The organism is Pseudomonas sp. 13B_2.1_Bac1 (genome assembly GCF_025466155.1).
GTDB classification, from domain to species: domain Bacteria; phylum Pseudomonadota; class Gammaproteobacteria; order Pseudomonadales; family Pseudomonadaceae; genus Aquipseudomonas; species Aquipseudomonas aylmerensis.
The window spans coordinates 33,996-50,526 of sequence record NZ_JANLOH010000046.1 but is presented as its reverse complement, the minus strand read 5'-3'; the positions used below and the strand labels follow the sequence as shown (position 1 = coordinate 50,526).

The 16,531-nt window shown below is 60.1% G+C and carries 20 protein-coding genes, 1 tRNA gene and 1 pseudogene; 7 read left to right on the top strand and 15 right to left on the bottom strand.

The genetic code is table 11. The annotated features are described in order from the left end of the window. Positions 1-35: 35 nt before the first annotated feature. Entirely contained in the window at positions 36-761 is a 726-nt protein-coding gene (locus NTD80_RS10645; RefSeq protein ID WP_262133481.1) for a gluconate 2-dehydrogenase subunit 3 family protein, read from the bottom strand. A gap of 452 nt (positions 762-1,213) precedes the next feature. On the opposite strand from NTD80_RS10645, the gene NTD80_RS10640 reads away from it, so the two are divergent. Next, the gene (locus tag NTD80_RS10640; RefSeq protein ID WP_371920651.1) at positions 1,214-1,438 is read left to right on the top strand and encodes a hypothetical protein; all 225 of its coding nucleotides are present in this window, start codon (positions 1,214-1,216) and stop codon (positions 1,436-1,438) included. 98 nt (positions 1,439-1,536) lie between these two features. On the opposite strand, the gene NTD80_RS10635 is transcribed toward NTD80_RS10640, so the two are convergent. Then, entirely contained in the window at positions 1,537-2,313 is a 777-nt protein-coding gene (locus NTD80_RS10635) for a hypothetical protein (protein ID WP_262133479.1), read from the bottom strand. A 304-nt stretch (positions 2,314-2,617) separates the two neighbouring features. Between NTD80_RS10635 and NTD80_RS10630 the strand changes: the two are divergent. Next, positions 2,618-2,806: pseudogene (locus NTD80_RS10630) on the top strand (helix-turn-helix domain-containing protein); the annotation flags it as partial. 368 nt (positions 2,807-3,174) lie between these two features. Here the strand turns inward: NTD80_RS10630 and NTD80_RS10625 are convergent. Continuing rightward, positions 3,175-3,735 (bottom strand): fasciclin domain-containing protein, encoded by a 561-nt coding sequence (locus tag NTD80_RS10625; RefSeq protein WP_262133477.1) that lies wholly within the window; start codon positions 3,733-3,735, stop codon positions 3,175-3,177. A 629-nt stretch (positions 3,736-4,364) separates the two neighbouring features. Here NTD80_RS10625 and NTD80_RS10620 point away from each other — a divergent pair. The 3 genes from NTD80_RS10620 (at position 4,365) to NTD80_RS10610 (ending at position 5,465) form a co-directional block, all read left to right on the top strand. Beyond that, on the top strand, positions 4,365-4,685 hold the full coding sequence (locus NTD80_RS10620) for a hypothetical protein (RefSeq protein WP_262133475.1): 321 nt from the start codon (positions 4,365-4,367) through the stop codon (positions 4,683-4,685). A 29-nt stretch (positions 4,686-4,714) separates the two neighbouring features. Continuing rightward, entirely contained in the window at positions 4,715-5,101 is a 387-nt protein-coding gene (locus NTD80_RS10615) for a hypothetical protein (RefSeq protein ID WP_262133474.1), read from the top strand. 187 nt (positions 5,102-5,288) lie between these two features. Then, a complete protein-coding gene (locus NTD80_RS10610; protein ID WP_262133472.1) occupies positions 5,289-5,465 on the top strand; it encodes a hypothetical protein in 177 nt (58 codons plus the stop codon). Between the two features lie 9 nt (positions 5,466-5,474). On the opposite strand, the gene NTD80_RS10605 is transcribed toward NTD80_RS10610, so the two are convergent. Together NTD80_RS10605 and NTD80_RS10600 are read right to left on the bottom strand one after the other, a co-directional pair. Then, positions 5,475-5,684, bottom strand: coding sequence for a hypothetical protein (locus NTD80_RS10605; protein WP_065908355.1), 210 nt, complete (start codon positions 5,682-5,684; stop codon positions 5,475-5,477). Positions 5,685-5,830: 146 nt separating this feature from the next. Continuing rightward, positions 5,831-5,917, bottom strand: a tRNA-Leu gene (locus NTD80_RS10600). Between the two features lie 339 nt (positions 5,918-6,256). On the opposite strand from NTD80_RS10600, the gene NTD80_RS10595 reads away from it, so the two are divergent. Beyond that, positions 6,257-6,448, top strand: coding sequence for a DUF2188 domain-containing protein (locus tag NTD80_RS10595; protein ID WP_065905477.1), 192 nt, complete (start codon positions 6,257-6,259; stop codon positions 6,446-6,448). 47 nt (positions 6,449-6,495) lie between these two features. Here the strand turns inward: NTD80_RS10595 and NTD80_RS10590 are convergent, their stop codons facing one another. Together NTD80_RS10590 and NTD80_RS10585 are read right to left on the bottom strand one after the other, a co-directional pair. Next, positions 6,496-6,777, bottom strand: coding sequence for a hypothetical protein (locus tag NTD80_RS10590; RefSeq protein ID WP_065905476.1), 282 nt, complete (start codon positions 6,775-6,777; stop codon positions 6,496-6,498). A 154-nt stretch (positions 6,778-6,931) separates the two neighbouring features. Then, positions 6,932-7,459 (bottom strand): DinB family protein, encoded by a 528-nt coding sequence (locus tag NTD80_RS10585; protein ID WP_262133470.1) that lies wholly within the window; start codon positions 7,457-7,459, stop codon positions 6,932-6,934. A gap of 125 nt (positions 7,460-7,584) precedes the next feature. Between NTD80_RS10585 and NTD80_RS10580 the strand changes: the two genes are divergently transcribed. After that, complete coding sequence (locus NTD80_RS10580) at positions 7,585-8,277, top strand: tellurite resistance TerB family protein (RefSeq protein WP_262133469.1); 693 nt, start codon at positions 7,585-7,587, stop codon at positions 8,275-8,277. On the opposite strand, the gene NTD80_RS10575 is transcribed toward NTD80_RS10580, so the two are convergent. The 8 genes from NTD80_RS10575 to NTD80_RS10540 form a co-directional block, all read right to left on the bottom strand. Beyond that, positions 8,274-9,083, bottom strand: coding sequence for a hypothetical protein (locus NTD80_RS10575; protein WP_262133468.1), 810 nt, complete (start codon positions 9,081-9,083; stop codon positions 8,274-8,276). The two genes, NTD80_RS10580 and NTD80_RS10575, sit on opposite strands and share 4 nt — an antisense overlap. An 18-nt stretch (positions 9,084-9,101) precedes the next feature. Beyond that, the gene (locus NTD80_RS10570; protein WP_120448681.1) at positions 9,102-9,449 is read right to left on the bottom strand and encodes a DUF2493 domain-containing protein; all 348 of its coding nucleotides are present in this window, start codon (positions 9,447-9,449) and stop codon (positions 9,102-9,104) included. Between the two features lie 89 nt (positions 9,450-9,538). Continuing rightward, entirely contained in the window at positions 9,539-12,253 is a 2,715-nt protein-coding gene (gene mgtA, locus NTD80_RS10565; protein ID WP_262133467.1) for a magnesium-translocating P-type ATPase, read from the bottom strand. 224 nt (positions 12,254-12,477) lie between these two features. Next, positions 12,478-12,771, bottom strand: a complete 294-nt coding sequence (locus NTD80_RS10560) for a hypothetical protein (protein WP_262133466.1) — start codon at positions 12,769-12,771, stop codon at positions 12,478-12,480. 318 nt (positions 12,772-13,089) lie between these two features. Next, positions 13,090-13,701, bottom strand: a complete 612-nt coding sequence (locus NTD80_RS10555) for a LysE family translocator (protein WP_262133465.1) — start codon at positions 13,699-13,701, stop codon at positions 13,090-13,092. Positions 13,702-13,775: 74 nt separating this feature from the next. Next, positions 13,776-14,567 (bottom strand): AraC family transcriptional regulator, encoded by a 792-nt coding sequence (locus NTD80_RS10550; protein WP_262133463.1) that lies wholly within the window; start codon positions 14,565-14,567, stop codon positions 13,776-13,778. A 167-nt stretch (positions 14,568-14,734) separates the two neighbouring features. Beyond that, positions 14,735-15,220, bottom strand: coding sequence for an arsenate reductase ArsC (locus NTD80_RS10545; RefSeq protein WP_262133462.1), 486 nt, complete (start codon positions 15,218-15,220; stop codon positions 14,735-14,737). 12 nt (positions 15,221-15,232) lie between these two features. Further along, complete coding sequence (locus tag NTD80_RS10540; RefSeq protein ID WP_065905467.1) at positions 15,233-16,516, bottom strand: arsenic transporter; 1,284 nt, start codon at positions 16,514-16,516, stop codon at positions 15,233-15,235. Positions 16,517-16,531: the final 15 nt, after the last annotated feature.

Below are 16,531 nucleotides of genomic sequence, written 5' to 3'. Positions count from 1 at the left end.
ATGGCCAGGCCTCATCGCTCAAATGTTCTGGGGGCTCAAAGCGTGTTGTCGATCAGGCTGGTGGGGATGATGTTGAGCTTCTGGCCCTTCTTGGCGATGACGTCACGAAAGTCATAGCGCGCGCCCGGGAAGCCGAGCATCTTCCAGCTCGCCATGCCCTTGTTGCCGCCGTAGAGCGGGTCCGACAGAAAGCCTTCACGCACGTTGGCCAGCACTTGTTCGAAGATCTCCTTGGCGCCGTCATCAAACTCGGCTCCCACCTGCATGGCGTTCTTCTCGAAGCGGGTCAGTACCTGGTCCTGTTGCTCGCCTTCCAACTGCACGAATGGCTTGCCGAATTGCGCCTGGCTGTCCGCGTCAATCGCGACCAACCCTTTGCGCCAGCGCTCGGCGGGGGTGAGTGCCGATTGGGTGCCTTGTTCAAAGGTACCTTTGACGAAGCGGCCCAGCCGGTACAGCGTGGCGCCCTTGCCGTAGTCGCCCGCCAGCTGGCGATCGATGAAGGTCGCGCAGCCGGCGTCCTTACCCCCGATGGACAGCGCGTCGGTGGGGATCAGCCGTTCGGCGATGGCTTCGGCGGTCTGGAACTCGTGTTGATTGAAAAACGCCAGGCCACCCTGGCGGATCGGGGGCAGGGCCGGCAGGCTGGCAGTGCCTGGCTCCCAGGGTTGGCCGCCGGTGATTTCCGCAGCGCGGGCGGCGGGCAATGTCGAGGCGGCCGCCAGCGCTATGGCCGAGGATAAGAAGTCTCTGCGCTGCATGAAGGTTCCTTTGCGAGTCTGGCGCGTTTCCCGTGCGCACACGGCAGCGCCCGCAGGGTTTTATGCCTGCGACACTCACACCAACAGGGGCGGCGCGGGGGACGAGCGGGATGATTCAGAATGTTTCGATCTGGAGTTTAGGCGGCGACAAATGACGGTGCTATTAACAATTTTGACGTAAAACCCTCAAAAACTGACGCAATGGGCCATCGCAAATCATTGATAGGAAACAGCATTTTTTCAGTGGCGGGATTTAACGGTTTCCACTGGAGGCTAAAAACGCCTGCGTGCGCCGGATCTGCTGCCATAGAGGGAGTACACGCATTGGTGACGCGACAGTAGGTTGCAGTGCAGGTGGTTTTCCTTACCCGTTACTAGATGTTACCGCTCGTCGGAAATTGAGCACTATCAGAGAGTTGGAGCGGTCGATGTACTGCGAAGAATAATCACAGGTGGCTATGCGATCCCTAATTCTTGATATGCCGAATGGACGCGAGCTCGTTGAGGAACTCGATCTTGCGACCGAATTGATGATGTCCATTCCCATCGAATTGGTGGGCGGAGATGAGTGGCTGGAGGCTTTTGCCAGGCAACAGCGCGCCTTCAAGGAATGGCGCTCGTACCTGCATTGCAAGGCCAAACATTCGGTGTATGACATCGCCCGCAAGATTGCCTGAGGCAAGGCCTTGCGGGTCAAAAGCGTGGCAATGAGGCCATTGATGAAGGGTGTGTACGTGTGTGCACACCCCGTCCTGCGGGAGAAATGGCGCTGGCTTCAGGCCGTCGGCCTGACCCGAAAGGCCAGGAATACCGGGCCGTAGGGAAAGGTGCTGACTTCCAGCTCGTCCAGCGGGATGAGTGTGTGCGTTCGGGCCCCGGCGTTGCTGTAGATAACATGGCTGCTGGACACCGCAATGTTGATCTTGCCGGCCGCCGCCTGGATCAATGTGGCCTTGAACCCTTCAATCACATCGTCGCCCAGCGTCAGCGTGACGTCCGTGTCGCTGATGACCAGGATCGACTTGCCCGAGTCGGCCATGGTCAGGGACCTGCTGGCGGTGATCGAGACATTGGTGTGCACGTGTCCCCCCGCGTGGTAGCTGACCATCCTGGGGTCTGCAAAGACACGGCTGAAGGTCCCGACGTAATTGACACTGGCGCGCATGTCATCAAATTGCTCGATGACGTAGGTGCCGATACTGCCGGAGACGTCGGCATCGGCGTCCAGTGCCCATTTACGTCCCACCATCAGCCCGATCTGGGTGCTGGTACGCACACCGGCACGCATCTCCTCGAGAAACAATTGGCTGATCTGGCCACCGCCCTTGCCCTGGGCATAGGTGAACCGTGCAATGGAGTGACTGTCCCCGGTAGGGCTGCCCTGCGAAGTATCGACCTCGTAGTCGATGAAGTCCGCCGAGACGACGGTGGTGGTCGTATTCGCGTTAGGCGCCCAAGTGAAATCCAGCACCCTTCCGGTCTTGACCTGCTCCAGCGTGGTGGTGGGCTGGGACGTCGTGGTCGAACCTGACTGCTTCAAATCATCGGTCATGATGCTCATCCTTAAGTGCAATGCGAGTGGGTGTGGGTCGAGCGATGAAGTGCGATTTGCGCGTGCCGTGCGACTATTGATTTGATCCAGCACGCGCCTCAGTAAAGCAGCATCCGTACGCCCTCGCCGTGCTTCAACCCGCGACGATAAAACCGCTCGACACGTGCTCGCTTGATCTTGGTTCCTGGGGCGACGGGCTTTGCTGCTGAAGTCCGCCCAGGCGGCCATGACGACGCGAGCGCCACTCCGGAACTAAAAATCCACCGCCACGCTCTCAGTTTTATCTTTTCAATTGGGATGAGTCATGAGCATTGGTGCAAGGTTGAAGGCGGAGAGACTGAGGCTGGGTCTATCGCAGTCAGAGATTGGAAAAATCGGTGGCGTCGAAGTGAACGCCCAGGGGCGTTACGAGAACGGCATCCGGCACCCACGCGCGGATTACCTGGCCGAGGTGGCAAAAGCCGGGGTTGATGTACTGTTCGTCATCACCGGGCAGCGCGCGCAGAGCGGCGCTGATGATTCCCTGAAAGCCGTCGAGGCGTTGGACAGCGCCACCGAATGCCTGGAAAAGGCCAGGGAGCTGATTCATTGAGTCTGACCGACCCGCCGCCCATCTCGGGCGCAGCTGCTACGCTTTGTTTGAAGGATTATGGACTTTCAACAAGATGACAGGACGTCATGGATAAGCGACTTGCAGGTCTCTCGTTTCTGCTGACCCTCGGCTGGGTAGTCGCCGTGGTGTCGGTCATTTGGTATTTCTACGAAAACTAGGCCGATTTCCGCACTCTATTGCTCAGGCCCCAGCGGCTCTGGCGGCCTCAACACCCGGCAAACTGCGCGTCTGCCGGGAATGACGAGCGTTTAAGGCATCAAGACCGAGTCGACAACGTGGATCACGCCGTTGGACTGCATCACGTCTGCGATGCTGATACTGGCCTTGCCGCCCTTGGCATCGACTACCCAAAGCTTGCCGTCATGCAGCTTGATGTTCAGCGACTCACCTTGAACTGTTTTCAATACTACGGTGGCACCGTTCTTCTTGGCGTCGGCCATGAGCTGTGCCGATGTGTGAGTGCCGGGCACGACATGGTAGGTCAGGATTTTAGTCAAATCGGCTTTGTGCTCCGGCTTGACCAGAGTATCGACGGTACCGGCTGGAAGCTTTGCGAAGGCTTCGTTGGTGGGCGCGAACACCGTAAAGGGGCCTTTGCTGTTGAGTGTATCAACCAACCCGGCAGCCTTGACGGCTGCGACGAGTGTCGTGTGGTCCTTGGAGTTGACTGCGTTCTCGACAATTGTTTTGCTTGGGTACATCGCTGCACCTCCGACCATCACTGTGTCGGCGGCAAAGCTGAGCGTTGCGGTGACGGAGAGAATCGCGAAGCAGGCTGCTGCTGCAAGTTTCTTGTAAAAAGCGTGCATGATGTATCTCCTTGGCTCTTATGCCCTCCGGGTGAGGGTATTGAATCTACGAGCCAGCGATCAAAGTGGATGCACCGGTTGACGAAATAATTCTTGGCTCCCAACTTTCCTGGCTGACCAGCGTCTCGTCCGGGCTCGGAAGCGAGGTTCGTGGAGGCTAAGGGGCTTCGTTCACTGCCGAGGGCATTATGCAGTCACAACAGAACAGGCTTTGGCGCTGGGATTAATTGCGGACCGCGCGTTGATGTCCAATTGCTTTGAAAGTGACATGAATGCCCCGATGAAAGTACGGGCTGCAGCCCACATAGCGTATGCACTGCATAATGAGGCCGAGGCGTTCAGCAACGGCGCAGACTTCAACCTTGAGCAAGCCTTTTAACAGGTTGGCACTATCGACCAAGTCCTGGGTGACGGTGTGGTCTGGCCACTCTTGAGCCAACTCGATAGCGACGCTGAGCCCTCAAGCCGGGGCGGGTGATGGTAATCCGTCATCCATCGCTAGACGTTTTAACGTGCCTGTTGTCGAAAACTGCTACCCCGATCTTAAATATCAGCGCGAAGTGACGCACAATAAACCGCGCCTATACGGATGTAGTGCCACTCCCTCTTCATGACTAAGGACGGTAATCATGAACTTCAAATGCGTGTTTTCCCTTCTACTATTGGCCGGTTGCGCTTCGCAACCCAATCACCAAGGTGTCAATTGGGGGGAGGGCAACTGCCCCAAACCAGCCCCTGAAGACGTCTCCGCCACTCACCACCTGATTATCCAGGATGGCAAAACCCTCAAGTGCCAAATCCGTCCATACGTATGGAACATGGCTTGCCAAGGAATCGTCGACGGAGAAACCGAAGGCGTTGTTTGCCAGGACGGCGGGGGCAACCAGATGATTTTCTTGTTCGATAAGAGCGGGGTGCTGACTACGCATCGCAGCCTGAGGGCGGGCTAGGATCGGATTCAAAAAGGATAGCGAATCATATGTACTCTAAAACGTCGTTGATACTGACGGGGCAAGCCGTCTTATTCATGTGCATGCTCGCGACCGGGTGTTCAACGCTCAAAGACTCATATTCATTGCCGAACCTTGCGGGTGCACAAGGCACGCTCAAGCTCGCGCAACAGGCAATTTCAGCGTATGAACGAGGCGATAAACAGCGATGGCAGTCACTGTTATGCCTTGAATCTGTTGATGACCCGCTGACGGGGTGGAATCAAATGCGTTCGCTGGTGGGTGATATTTCTGACGTTAGATTGGTAAAGGTGTCTGAGGCATCAAACGCGGGTAATGGATCTGATGCAGACAGCTTTACCAACGTTGTTTATGAAGTGAAATCGCAGCATTACCCCCTTAAACGCTTCTGCTGAAGTTTTTCCCTACTGAAAAAGATCAATGTGTGGGGTTGGTTTATTAGCCGGAGACAGCGGGCGCGGTCTGTTAATGTGTGCCGGCCCCTGCCAGAACGCATCGGTGATTTCACGCTGAGGCATGACGGTTGATGGCGTATGGGGCGGTAAAATCTAAACTTTTTGTTTTTTCAGGGAGATGAAGGAAATGTTCCACAGGTACGTGCGCCCGGTTGGCTATGGTTTGGCGATAGTAGGCACCTTCTCACTGCTGTTTTCGGCGTTCGAGTTGTTTGCGGGAAGAGACACCCTGTTTGCCGTGGCTAAATCAGCTGTATTTGTTGCGCTTGGCATTTGGGTGATCAAGAACTCAGTAAAGGCCTGATACGCAGGATCACTCCGGTGACATCAGCACGGCCAGGGTGAGCTTGATGAACTCTTCGTTTTCATCGATGGTGTGCAAAGCGCTGCGCACGTTTTCTGCCACCTCAGCGGAACCGCGTTGCTCGACCCAGTTCGATAGCTCCATGACAGAAGCCTCGAGGGCCAGTTGGTTCTCGTAGAGTTTTGATAGCAGGGAGGGCAATAGATCTGAGTTTGGCATGGCTGATTCTCCGTGGATGTATCAGCGTAGCAGGTGGTGAAACAGGGACTTTGATTTGAGTCGGCAGAAGGCCGGGAGATGGGAATCGCGGAGCATAAAAAGATAAGGGCCTGCATGAAGTTGATCATGCAAGCCCTTGATATCTTTGGTGCCCGAACCCGGAATCGAACCGGGACGCCCTTACGAGCGGGGGATTTTAAGTCCCATGCGTCTACCAGTTTCGCCATTCGGGCGGCAGCGCGTTGTAGCAGGGTTGGGAATATATAGATCCGCACGCTTGGGCGCAAGGTCGAAGGGCAGCTTTCTTGCTGAAGGCTTGAGTGAAAAAGCTCGGCAGATCAGTGATCTACAGGGGTATTGAGGCTAATCGGACGATTCCGCTGGCGACAGAACAAGAGCCATAAATGACAGCTTTGGCTACTTGCCATATCCGCCGGCGAGACAGTGAATCAGCTGCTGTTTGGTGTTCATGAATGCAGCCATTTCGGTACGACACATGGTCGACCCCTGAGCCTGATGCGGGTGTAAGGTGGGGCTGCAACGCCAGAAAATCTCAGGAAAGCGAGGTGACTATGAGCGCTCCAATGCTGACGAAGCTGCATCTGAATGGCTACGACATCGTGCAGGTCAACCATGGACCGTGGCGGGTATGTACGCCCCAGGACCGGTTGGCGACCTTCAATTCCCGCGAACAGGCATTTGCGTATGCCGCTACCTTGCCAGGGTACAAGGCACGCAACCGGCCGGTGTCCAATGATGATTGAGTGCAACGAAAAAGCCCCGGCCTGGCCGGGGCTTTTGCATGGGCGACCTAGACGAAAGGCTGGCCGCTGAACCCGCGTGGCAGGCGCTGCAGGCCTGGCAAGTCGGTCAGGCGTTGTGTCCACGCGCTGCGCCAGTCGGTTGCGGTGTGAGTCTTGGCTTTGCGTGACGCGCGTCGAGCGGCGTTGCGCTGGGTGCGGCGCGCTTCCTTGTAGGCTTCGGTGTTGCGGCAGGTGCGGCATTTGACCCGGTTCAACTCGGTGCTGGACGGGAGGTTGGTGCCGTGATGGCCGCAAGCCAGATGCCCGGCGACCTTGAAGTGAATGACCATGTAAGCGTCTCCTTCTTATGGGGTACGCGCATCGGTAGACCCACAATGCGCGCGGGGAGGGCGGGAGCGGAAAAATCCCGGCACCTGAAGTTACGACCCCATCGGTGGTGTGACGTTCGTTTATCCCCCCAAACGGATAGGTACGCGGCTACGGCTAGTCGATCAGCGCCAATAGATCGGTATCGCCCACGTCCACGCCGGCCTGGGTCAGCAACGTCGTCACCTGGCCGCGGTGATGGGTCTGGTGATTGAAGAAATGCACCAGCAGGCTGAAAAACGGCTTGTCCGCCGCGAGTCCGCGCATGTTGTGGTAGTGCAGGCGATGGTCAAGGTCACCATCGCTCAAGCTGTGGGCCCACTCGATGATCAGCTGATCCAGCCAGGCGCGCCGGGACGCGAGTGCGCACAGGTCGGCGAAGGCCAGGTGCTTGAGGTCGCGTGGTGCCTCGATGGCGCTCAACGGGGCCAGTGCCGAAAATCCGGCAGGATGCAGCGCAAAGCGCTTGAGCCAGACCGTATCGCCCAGCACCAGGTGGTTCAGCGTGCCGAAGATCGAGCCGAAAAACGCTTGGCGGTCCTCCAGCAATGCGGCGTGGTCCAGGGTGCCGGCCGCGTCATAGACCTTGCGATTCATCCACTGGTTGTAGGTCGCCATCAGCGCGATCTGTTCGATACGGTTCACGGGGTGTGTCTCTTGTTGGCGGGGTCGCGCCATCATAAGGCGTGGCCGCCCGGCGGTCATGGTGTTCCCGCAGTGGCGGGCTATGGTTGTTAGACGCCAACACCACGCCCTGGGAGGGTGAAACCATGAACACCAGCGACTTACTTGAACAATTGCTGCGCGCCGGGCAGCCGGGCGGTGGCACCGCGGGCGGCGGCCTGGGCGGGCTGCTTGGTGGTCTGTTGAAAGGCACCAGCAGCGCCAATGCGCCAGCGGGTGGCGGCCTCGGTGGGTTGTTGGGTGGATTGGGCGGCATGCTCGGGGGTGGAGCTGCCGCGCGCCCGGCCCAGGGGCGTATTGGCGGGATGAACTATGCGGCGTTGGCCTCCCTGGGAATGATGGCTTTCCAGGCGTATCAGGCCTGGCAGAGCCAGCAGGCGGCCAAGCCACAAGCGGCATTCCAGACCGTCGACCAGCTCGACGGCCCCGAAGCCGAAGCCCACAGCCACGCAGTCTTGCGTGCATTGATCGCGGCCGCGAAGGCTGACGGCAAGATCGACGAAAAAGAGCAGCAGTTGATCTCTAATGAATTACACCGACATACCGACGACCCACAGTTGCAACAGTGGCTCGACGCCGAAGTCGCCAAGCCCCTGGATGCGGCGGATTTTGCCGAGTTTGCCAAAGACCCGGCAGTGGCGGCCGAGATGTACCTGGCCAGTGTGCTGCTGGTCGATGACCAGCAGGAAGCCGAACGCAACTACCTGGATGACCTCGCGGGGCAGTTGCAGATCGACCCGCAGTTGCAGCTGCGGTTGGAGCAACAGGCCAAGGCCTAGAACCGCAGTGTCGCACCGGTGGTCAGCCACTGGTCGCGGGCGCCGGTCAGGCTGCGCCCCAGTATCAGGTCGACGTCGACAAATTCCCCCAGGTGCAGGCGCGGTCCAGCCTGCCAGGCCTGGTCGCCGCCGGCCTGGCCGTAGCGCTCGGCGATCAGCGTCAGGGCGTGCGCAAGCTCGTACTCCAAGCCGCTGCCCCAGGTCAGGCGATGCTGCTGATCGCCGTCGTTGTAGGCATGGGTCCAGCCGGCGTTCAGGTTCAGGCGCAAGGCTTCAAGGGCTTGCCAGGTGAACGGGACGTTCAGGTCAGCGCCATCAAACCCGTGTTGTCGATCCAGCGCCAGGTGCGCGCCAGCGGAAACGGCGATTTCCACGCCCAGGTCTTGTCGGGACAGCACCTGGGCCTTGAGTTGCGGGTTGACCTGGGTCTCATGGTCGGCCCGTGACAGCGCCGCGCCCCATTGCACAGAGGGCATGGCGGCGAAGGTGCAGGCCGGCGACAGCGTCTCGCTGTGGGTGCTGCCATCGTGGCGATTGGCGCTGTACCAGGCGTCGACGTTGCATGCTCCTGGCGCATTGATCGCGCCGTCGTCGACCACGTAGGCACCGCCGGCCGCGTGGGCTTTCGACACCAGTGCCACCAGCAGGATCAGGCCCAGCGTGAGGCCGATAAAGATCAAATTGCGCCGCAGCGCCCGACGTTTCGTCGGTGGCAACAGCAGCAGGCTATTGCGCGCACCGCGATAGTGGCGCGCACGGTATTTGGCAAACCCGTCGGGGCGTTGAGGGGTGTGTTTTTTGTGCATGATGCACCTCGCGTGAATTCAGCTTTCTACGGTGAGTACCGAGACACCGCTGGCGTTGGCCTGGCTGACCAGCTCGAAGGTGTCATCGCCACCGGGCAGGGCGATGACCACATCGGGGCGGCTGTCGGTCAGCATGAAATGGTTGCGTTGGCGTTCCGCCTGCTTGCCGTGGTGTTGCCAGTTGGGCGGGTAGCGCACCACGTCGATGCCCAGCTCGCGTGCCCATTCCTCGATGTCGCTGCCCAGGAACTGGTTGCCGCCGTGGATCAATACCTGCACCGGGCGCAGGCGGTGGTAAGCGTCCAGCACCTGGCGGGACTTTTTGGTGTCGGCGTAATGACGACCTGCACAGATCAAGACGCGCATAAGAAATTTCCTTGCAATGCAAACGCTGCCTGGGTGTAGAAGCCGGCTTGCCGGCAAGCCGGCTCCTACGAGGCATGGCAGGGTGAAACTCAGTACCACTGCTTGAAGCGGCGGATGTAGAGGGTTTTCATCAGTTGGGCCACGCAGCAGTAGGCGAGCAGGGTGCCGATCAACCACGGGAAGTACGCCAGCGGCAGCGGTTGCAGGCCGACCAGGGTGCCCAGCGGCGAGAACGGCACATAGATCCCCAGCCCGATGACCACGGCGGTCATCATCAGCACCGGCCACGCGGCTGTGCTCTGGAAGAACGGGATCTTGCGCGTGCGCAGCATATGCACCACCAGGGTTTGCGAGAGCAGCCCCTCGATAAACCAGCCGGACTGGAACAGGGTCTGCATCTCGACACTGTTGGCGGCGAACACGTACCACATCAGCGCAAACGTGGTGATGTCGAAGATCGACGAGGTCGGCCCGATCCAGATCATGAAGCGGCCGATGTTCTTGGCATCCCACTTGCGCGGCTTGGCCAGGTATTCCTTGTCCATCTTGTCCCACGGCAAGGCCAGCTGGGAGATGTCGTACATCAGGTTCTGCAACAGCAAGTGGATCGACAGCATCGGCAGGAACGGAATGAACGCACTGGCGACCAGCACCGAGAACACGTTGCCGAAGTTGGAGCTGGCGGTCATGTTCAGGTACTTCATGATATTGCCGAAGGTTTCGCGGCCCTTGAGCACGCCTTCTTCAAGCACCATCAGGCTCTTTTCCAGCAAGATGATGTCGGCCGATTCCTTGGCGATATCGGTACCGCTGTCCACCGAGATACCCACGTCGGCATCGCGCAGCGCCGGTGCATCGTTGATGCCGTCACCGAGGAAACCGACCGTGTGGCCGTTAGCCTGCAAAGCCTTGAGCACACGGGATTTCTGCAGTGGCGTGAGCTTGGCGAACACCGTGCGCTCTTCCACGCGGCGCAGCAGGGTCGCGTCGTCCATCGCTTCGATTTCCACACCCAGCAGCGGCTGGCCTGGATCGAGCCCTACCTGGCGGCAGATCTTGCTGGTGACCACCGCGTTGTCGCCGGTCAGCACTTTGACCGCCACGCCGATTTGTTGCAGCGCGGCAATCGCCGGGCCCGCGGTTTCCTTCGGTGGATCGAGGAAGGTCAGGAAGCCCTGGATCACCAGGTTGCGTTCATCAGCGGTGGTGTACTGCTGGCGCGCCAGCGATTTAGGGATGTGACGGTTGGCCACCACCAGCACTCGGAAACCGTCTTCGTTGTAGTCGTTGGCAATCGCCAGCAACGCTTCGCGGCGGTGCTCATCCAGCGGCACGGCCTTGCCTGCCTCCATCACGTGGGTGGAAATGCCCAGCATCTCCTCCACGGCGCCCTTGCACACCAGCAGGTGGTCGTCGGCGGCGTCCTTGACCACGATCGACAGGCGACGGCGCACAAAGTCGAAGGGCAATTCATCGACCTTGCTGTAGGCAAATGGCACTTGGAACTTGGGGTTCTGCTCGGCGAACTGCACCACGGCCTGGTCCATCAGGTTCTTCATGCCGCTCTGGTGATAGCTGTTGAGCCAGGCCAGGGACAGCACCGCGTCATCCCGCTGGCCAAAGGCATTGACGTGATGCTCGAGGATGATTTTGTCCTGGGTCAGCGTGCCGGTCTTGTCGGTGCACAGCACGTCCATCGAACCAAAGTTCTGGATCGCGTTGAGGCGCTTGACCACCACCTTGCGCTTGGCCATGGCCGTCGCGCCCTTGGCCAGGTTGGCGCTGACGATCATCGGCAGCATTTCCGGGGTCAGGCCCACGGCCACCGCCAGTGCGAACAGGAACGCATCGCCCCAGTCGCCCTTGGAGAAACCATTGAGCAGGAACACGATCGGCACCATCACCAGCATGAAGCGGATCAGCAGCCAGCTGACGCTGTTCACCCCGCGATCAAAGGCGGTTTGCACCCGCGAACCGACAATCGCCTTGGCCAGCGAGCCAAAGTAAGTACGTGGTCCGGTGGCGACTACCACGGCTTTGGCGCGGCCGCTGACCACATTGGTGCCCATGAAGCAGATGTTCGGCAGGTCCAGCAGGTTGCCCTGGTCGGCGGCCAAGGCGCTGGCGGATTTTTGCGTGACCTCGCCCAAGGTGTCGTATTTCTCCACCGGCAAGGCTTCGCCGGTGAGCACGGCCTGGCTGATGAACAGGTCGCGGGACTCGATCAGGCGGATATCGGCGGGGATCATGTCGCCGGCCGACAACTGCACGATGTCGCCGGCCACCAGTTCGCGCATCGGCACTTCGCGCAGGGCGGGCTGGCCGCCTACTTGCTCGCGGCGCAGCACGGTCGCCGTGGTGCGCACCATGGCTTTCAAGGCTTCGGCGGACTTGGCCGAACGGTGCTCCTGCCAGAAGCGCAGCAGGCTGCTGAGCAGCACCATGGTCATGATGATGATGACTTTGGTGGGGTCGGCCTCTTCGCCATCCTGCATCGGCAGCCAGCAGTCAGTGAAGAAACTGATGCCGCCCAGGGTCAGCAGCACGTAGATGAACGGGTTGTTCAGGGCCTGCAGGAACTGGACGATGGCGTGAGGCGGCTTGTCGTGCGCCACTTCGTTGTAGCCTTCGCGTTGCAGGCGGGCAGCGGCGTCCAGTTCGGTCAGGCCATCCTGGGTGGCGCGAACGTTAGCGAGGGTGGCGGATAAGCCGTTGTGGGCTTCGCGGGCGGCACGCATCGACAGTTTGGTGTCGGCGTCGGTGCCCTTTTTCTTCTGCAGTGGCGTGTTTTTTACGGCGCTCATGGGTGTGTACTCCTGTCGCCAGTTGTCGACCAAACAGGCCCGTTACTTACCTGTATACAGGCGAGTGAAAGCCGGCCGAGCCGCTAACTTTGCGATCGGTTCAAATAAGGTGTTTACCTAACTTTGACGGCGGCGTTAGTTAACTAACGCGCAGCCGATTACATCTGGAAGTGTTCATCACGAACTCCAGGGTATTGATCAGATAGTTGCTGTTTCCAGCGGGGTTAAGCTGCGCGAGCGCTCACATACAGACCGAGCATCAAGCCAGCTTGCGCCAGGCGGGAAACGGTCGGTCTCTGTGGGTCTTGAGGGTCGGCGTGATCCCAGTGCTGCTGCAATTGGCCAGTGGCTGGGCAGATACGCCAGTGCGCCAGCGGGTGGGCCGGGCGCACTTGAGGGGAGGGTACGGCAAGTGGCGAGCGGGTCGGCGGAAAACCCACGGGCTCGCGGCACAGCTTGGCGCGCAGGGCGGCGGCCAGTGTGCGTACATCAGGTAAAACAAAGGCTTGGAAGGTCATAACACACCTCGGGACCGGATACGCATCCGGCGAGGCAGTTACGGAGGAGCATCAAGCTCTAGCGCAGCTTACCGGACCTGGAAGGCGAGTCCTGTCATATTCTGGGTTTGGCGCCCGATGCCCGCAAACGCGGTGCTCGGACAGCGACTAGATACTGTGTCCATTGGCTTCTTTTGTGAGGTTTAAAAAAGGCCCCAGTAGCGGGCACGGGCAATCTACTCAGGCAGTTACAAAATGTCAACGGATGATTAATTAAATAACCCGCGGTTCAGAGTTCATTCAGATAAGAGGCACTCTGAAGTTGGGGGTTATATAACTTCATATGCCCTGTATCGCGAGAATAGCCAGATAGATCAAGACCACGCCGCAGGCGCCGTAACTGATGCGTTGCCACAACGGCGAAGCGTTCTGGCGCAACAGGTTCACCAGCGCTGCAATCAAAAAGCACGACAACACCGAGGCCAGCATGAACCCCGCAAAAAACATCAGCGTCTGCCCGTGGCTGGGCGTCGCGCCGACGATGCCGGACAAGGCGCTGCCCAGCGCGCCCCAATAGACGATGTTCTTCGGGTTGGCCAACGAAATCGCAGCGCCTACCGCCAGCGCATTTTTACCGGAGCGGGCTACGCTGCTGTCAGCTTCGGGCAGGTGCCAGGCGTCGAGCAGGCTGCGCACGCCCAGCCAGGCCAGGTACAGCGCGCAGACCACCGTCAGCGGCACGCGTACCGCGTCATGCTGGATCAGCAACGCGATACCGGTGAGCCCGATCACCGCCCAGACGGCATCGCCCACCAGCGAACCGACCTGCACCAGCAAGGCTGGGGTGAAACCGTGCAACAGGCCACGGCGCAGGGTTTCCGCCAGCACCGCGCCGGGAGAGAGGCAAAACACAAAACCGAATACCAGCGCGTAAAAGAAGATCGTCAGCATGCCCGCGTTCCTTCAAATGATGCCGGGCAGTGTGCGCAGGGATGGGTGTGCAGTCTTGAACCAGATTGCGCTGTTCAGCGCTTCACTACGCTCTGGTAGCGGCCGGGAGTGATGCCGTAGGCCGCGCGAAAATGCCGATTCAGGTGACTCTGATCAGCAAAACCCAGCGTGTGCGCGACTTCGCTGGCCGCCACGCCGTTGCGCAACAGGCCCTTGGCACGGCGAGTGCGCAATTGCATGGCCCATTGCCGGGGACTGAGCCCGGTTTCTTTCTGGAAGGTGCGCAGCAGATGGAATTTAGACAACCCCAGCTCATCGCCCAACTGCTCCAGGGGTACGGACTGATGCAGCTGTTCGGCGAGCAGCTCCTGGGCGCGGCCGATCAGGCTTTTGCCGGTGGCCGCAGTGCCGGGCAGGCGCACACCACTGAGGCCGACCACTTCGCCGAGCAACAGCAGCAAAGCCTCTTCGTGCAACTCGCGCACCCGCGCATCGCCACTCAATGCGCCTTTTACTACCATCGCCAGGCGCTCGGCCAGGTCCGGCTGGACACACAGCGAGCGGTCGAACTCCACCTGCGCCAGCCCCAGATCGCCGGCCAATTGGTCGGCGCTCACGTACAGGCTGACAAACTGCCAGGGCGCGCCCTCGGCAGCGCCGCCGCCCTGAATCTGCCCGGGGTTATACAGGGTGATCGAGCCCGGCCCCGCCGCAAACTCGCGGCGGTCCAGCCAGACTTTTTCCTCGCCCAGCAGGTTCACGCCGATCACGCACTCATCATGGCTGTGGCGCGCAAAGGTCAGGCCGGTGCAGGTAGTGCTGCTGAGTTCGTAGTTGCCCAGCCAGGCGTGTTGCATGGCGCTCATCGAGGTGGCTCGCTAGGAGTGAGGGCCTCAGCATACGCTGGCAGCGCGGTTCAAATCGACCGTTGATTGTTCGCGGGTCGACCCGTGCAGCAGCAGGATGCGCGGGACCTGTGTCGAATCCGTCGGGCCGGGCGGGAGCAGCGATACATCCAGGTTTTGCAGGGGGCTCATGGATTTTGCGGTGACAACTGCGCAATGCGCTCAAGTTGTGTTTTCAGTTCAGCAGGGCTGAGGTCGGCAACAGGCAGGGCGAAAAATGCACGGCAGCGTGCGGCGATAATCGCCAGCGTGGCATCGAATGCGGCTTGGATCGAGGCTTCATCGCCTTGCACATCGGAGGGATCCTCCAGGCCCCAATGCGCCTTCACCGCCGGCCCGAAATACACCGGGCAGGCCTCGCCGGCGGCTTTGTCACACACGGTGATGACCACGTCCGGAGGGCTGCCTGCAAAGGCCTCGTTGCCTTTGCTGTACAGCCCCTCGGTGCTGATGCCCGCCGCCTGCAACGTGCCGAGGCTGCGTGGCAGCACCTGGCCCTTGGGGAAACTGCCGGAGCTGATCGCTGCAAACCCGCGCGGCGCCAGGTGATTGAACACGGCTTCGGACAAGATGCTGCGGCAGCTGTTGGCGGTACACATGAACAGGACTTTCATGGCTCGATTCCTTCAAAGACTCAGGCGCAAGGCGAGGGCGGCGAGGGTGATTAACAGCACCGGCAGGGTCAGCACGATCCCGACCCTGAAGTAGTAGCCCCAGGTGATGGTGATGCCTTTGCGCGCCAGGATGTGCAGCCACAACAACGTGGCGAGACTGCCGATCGGGGTGATCTTCGGACCCAGGTCACTGCCGATCACGTTGGCATAGATCATCGCGTCCTTGACCACGCCCACGGCATGGCTGGACTCGATGGACAGCGCGCCGATCAACACCGTCGGCAGGTTATTCATCGCCGACGACAACAACGCGGTCAGCACGCCCGTGCCCATGGCGGCGCCCCATACGCCGTGCTGCGCAAAGGTATCCAGCCAGGTCGCCAGGTAGGTGGTGAGCCCGGCATTACGCAGGCCATAAACCACCAGGTACATGCCCAGGGAGAAGATCACGATTTGCCAGGGCGCTTCCTTGAGTACTTTGCGCGTGGAAATCTTGTGGCCCTTGGCGGCAATCACCAGGAGCAGCACCGCGCACGCCGCCGAGATGGCACTGATCGGAATGCCCAGCGGTTCGAGGGCAAAGCAACCGACCAGCAGGATGCCCAGTACCCACCAGCCGGCGCGGAAGGTGGCGCGGTCGTGCACGGCACTTGCAGGGTCTTCGAGGTCGGCCGGGTCGTAGGTCTGCGGGATGTCGCGGCGGAAAAACCACAGCAGCACCGCCAAGGTCGCGGCGACGCTGACAAGGTTCACCGGCACCATGACGGCGGCGTATTCGTTGAAGCCGATCTTGAAATAATCCGCCGAGACGATGTTTACCAGGTTCGACACCACCAGCGGCAGGCTCGCCGTGTCGGCGATAAAGCCTGCACCCATGACAAACGCCAGGGTCGCGCTCGGGGAAAAACGCAGCGCCAGCAGCATCGACATCACAATCGGCGTGAGGATCAGCGCCGCGCCGTCGTTGGCAAACAACGCCGAGACCAGTGCACCGAGCAGCACCATATAGGCAAACAAGCGCCGGCCGCGTCCACGGCCCCAGCGCGCCACATGCAAGGCTGTCCACGCAAAGAAGCCGGCCTCATCGAGCAACAGGCTGATGATGATCAGCGCGACAAACGTGGCGGTGGCGTTCCAGATGATGTGCCACACCACCGGGATGTCGGCCAGGCTGATCACGCCGCAGGCCAGGGCCAGGATTGCGCCCAGCGTAGCACTCCAGCCCACGCCGAGGCCCTTGGGCTGCCAGATGACCAGCACGATGGTGAGGATAAAAATAGCAACTGCGACAAGCATGAATAAACGCTCCGT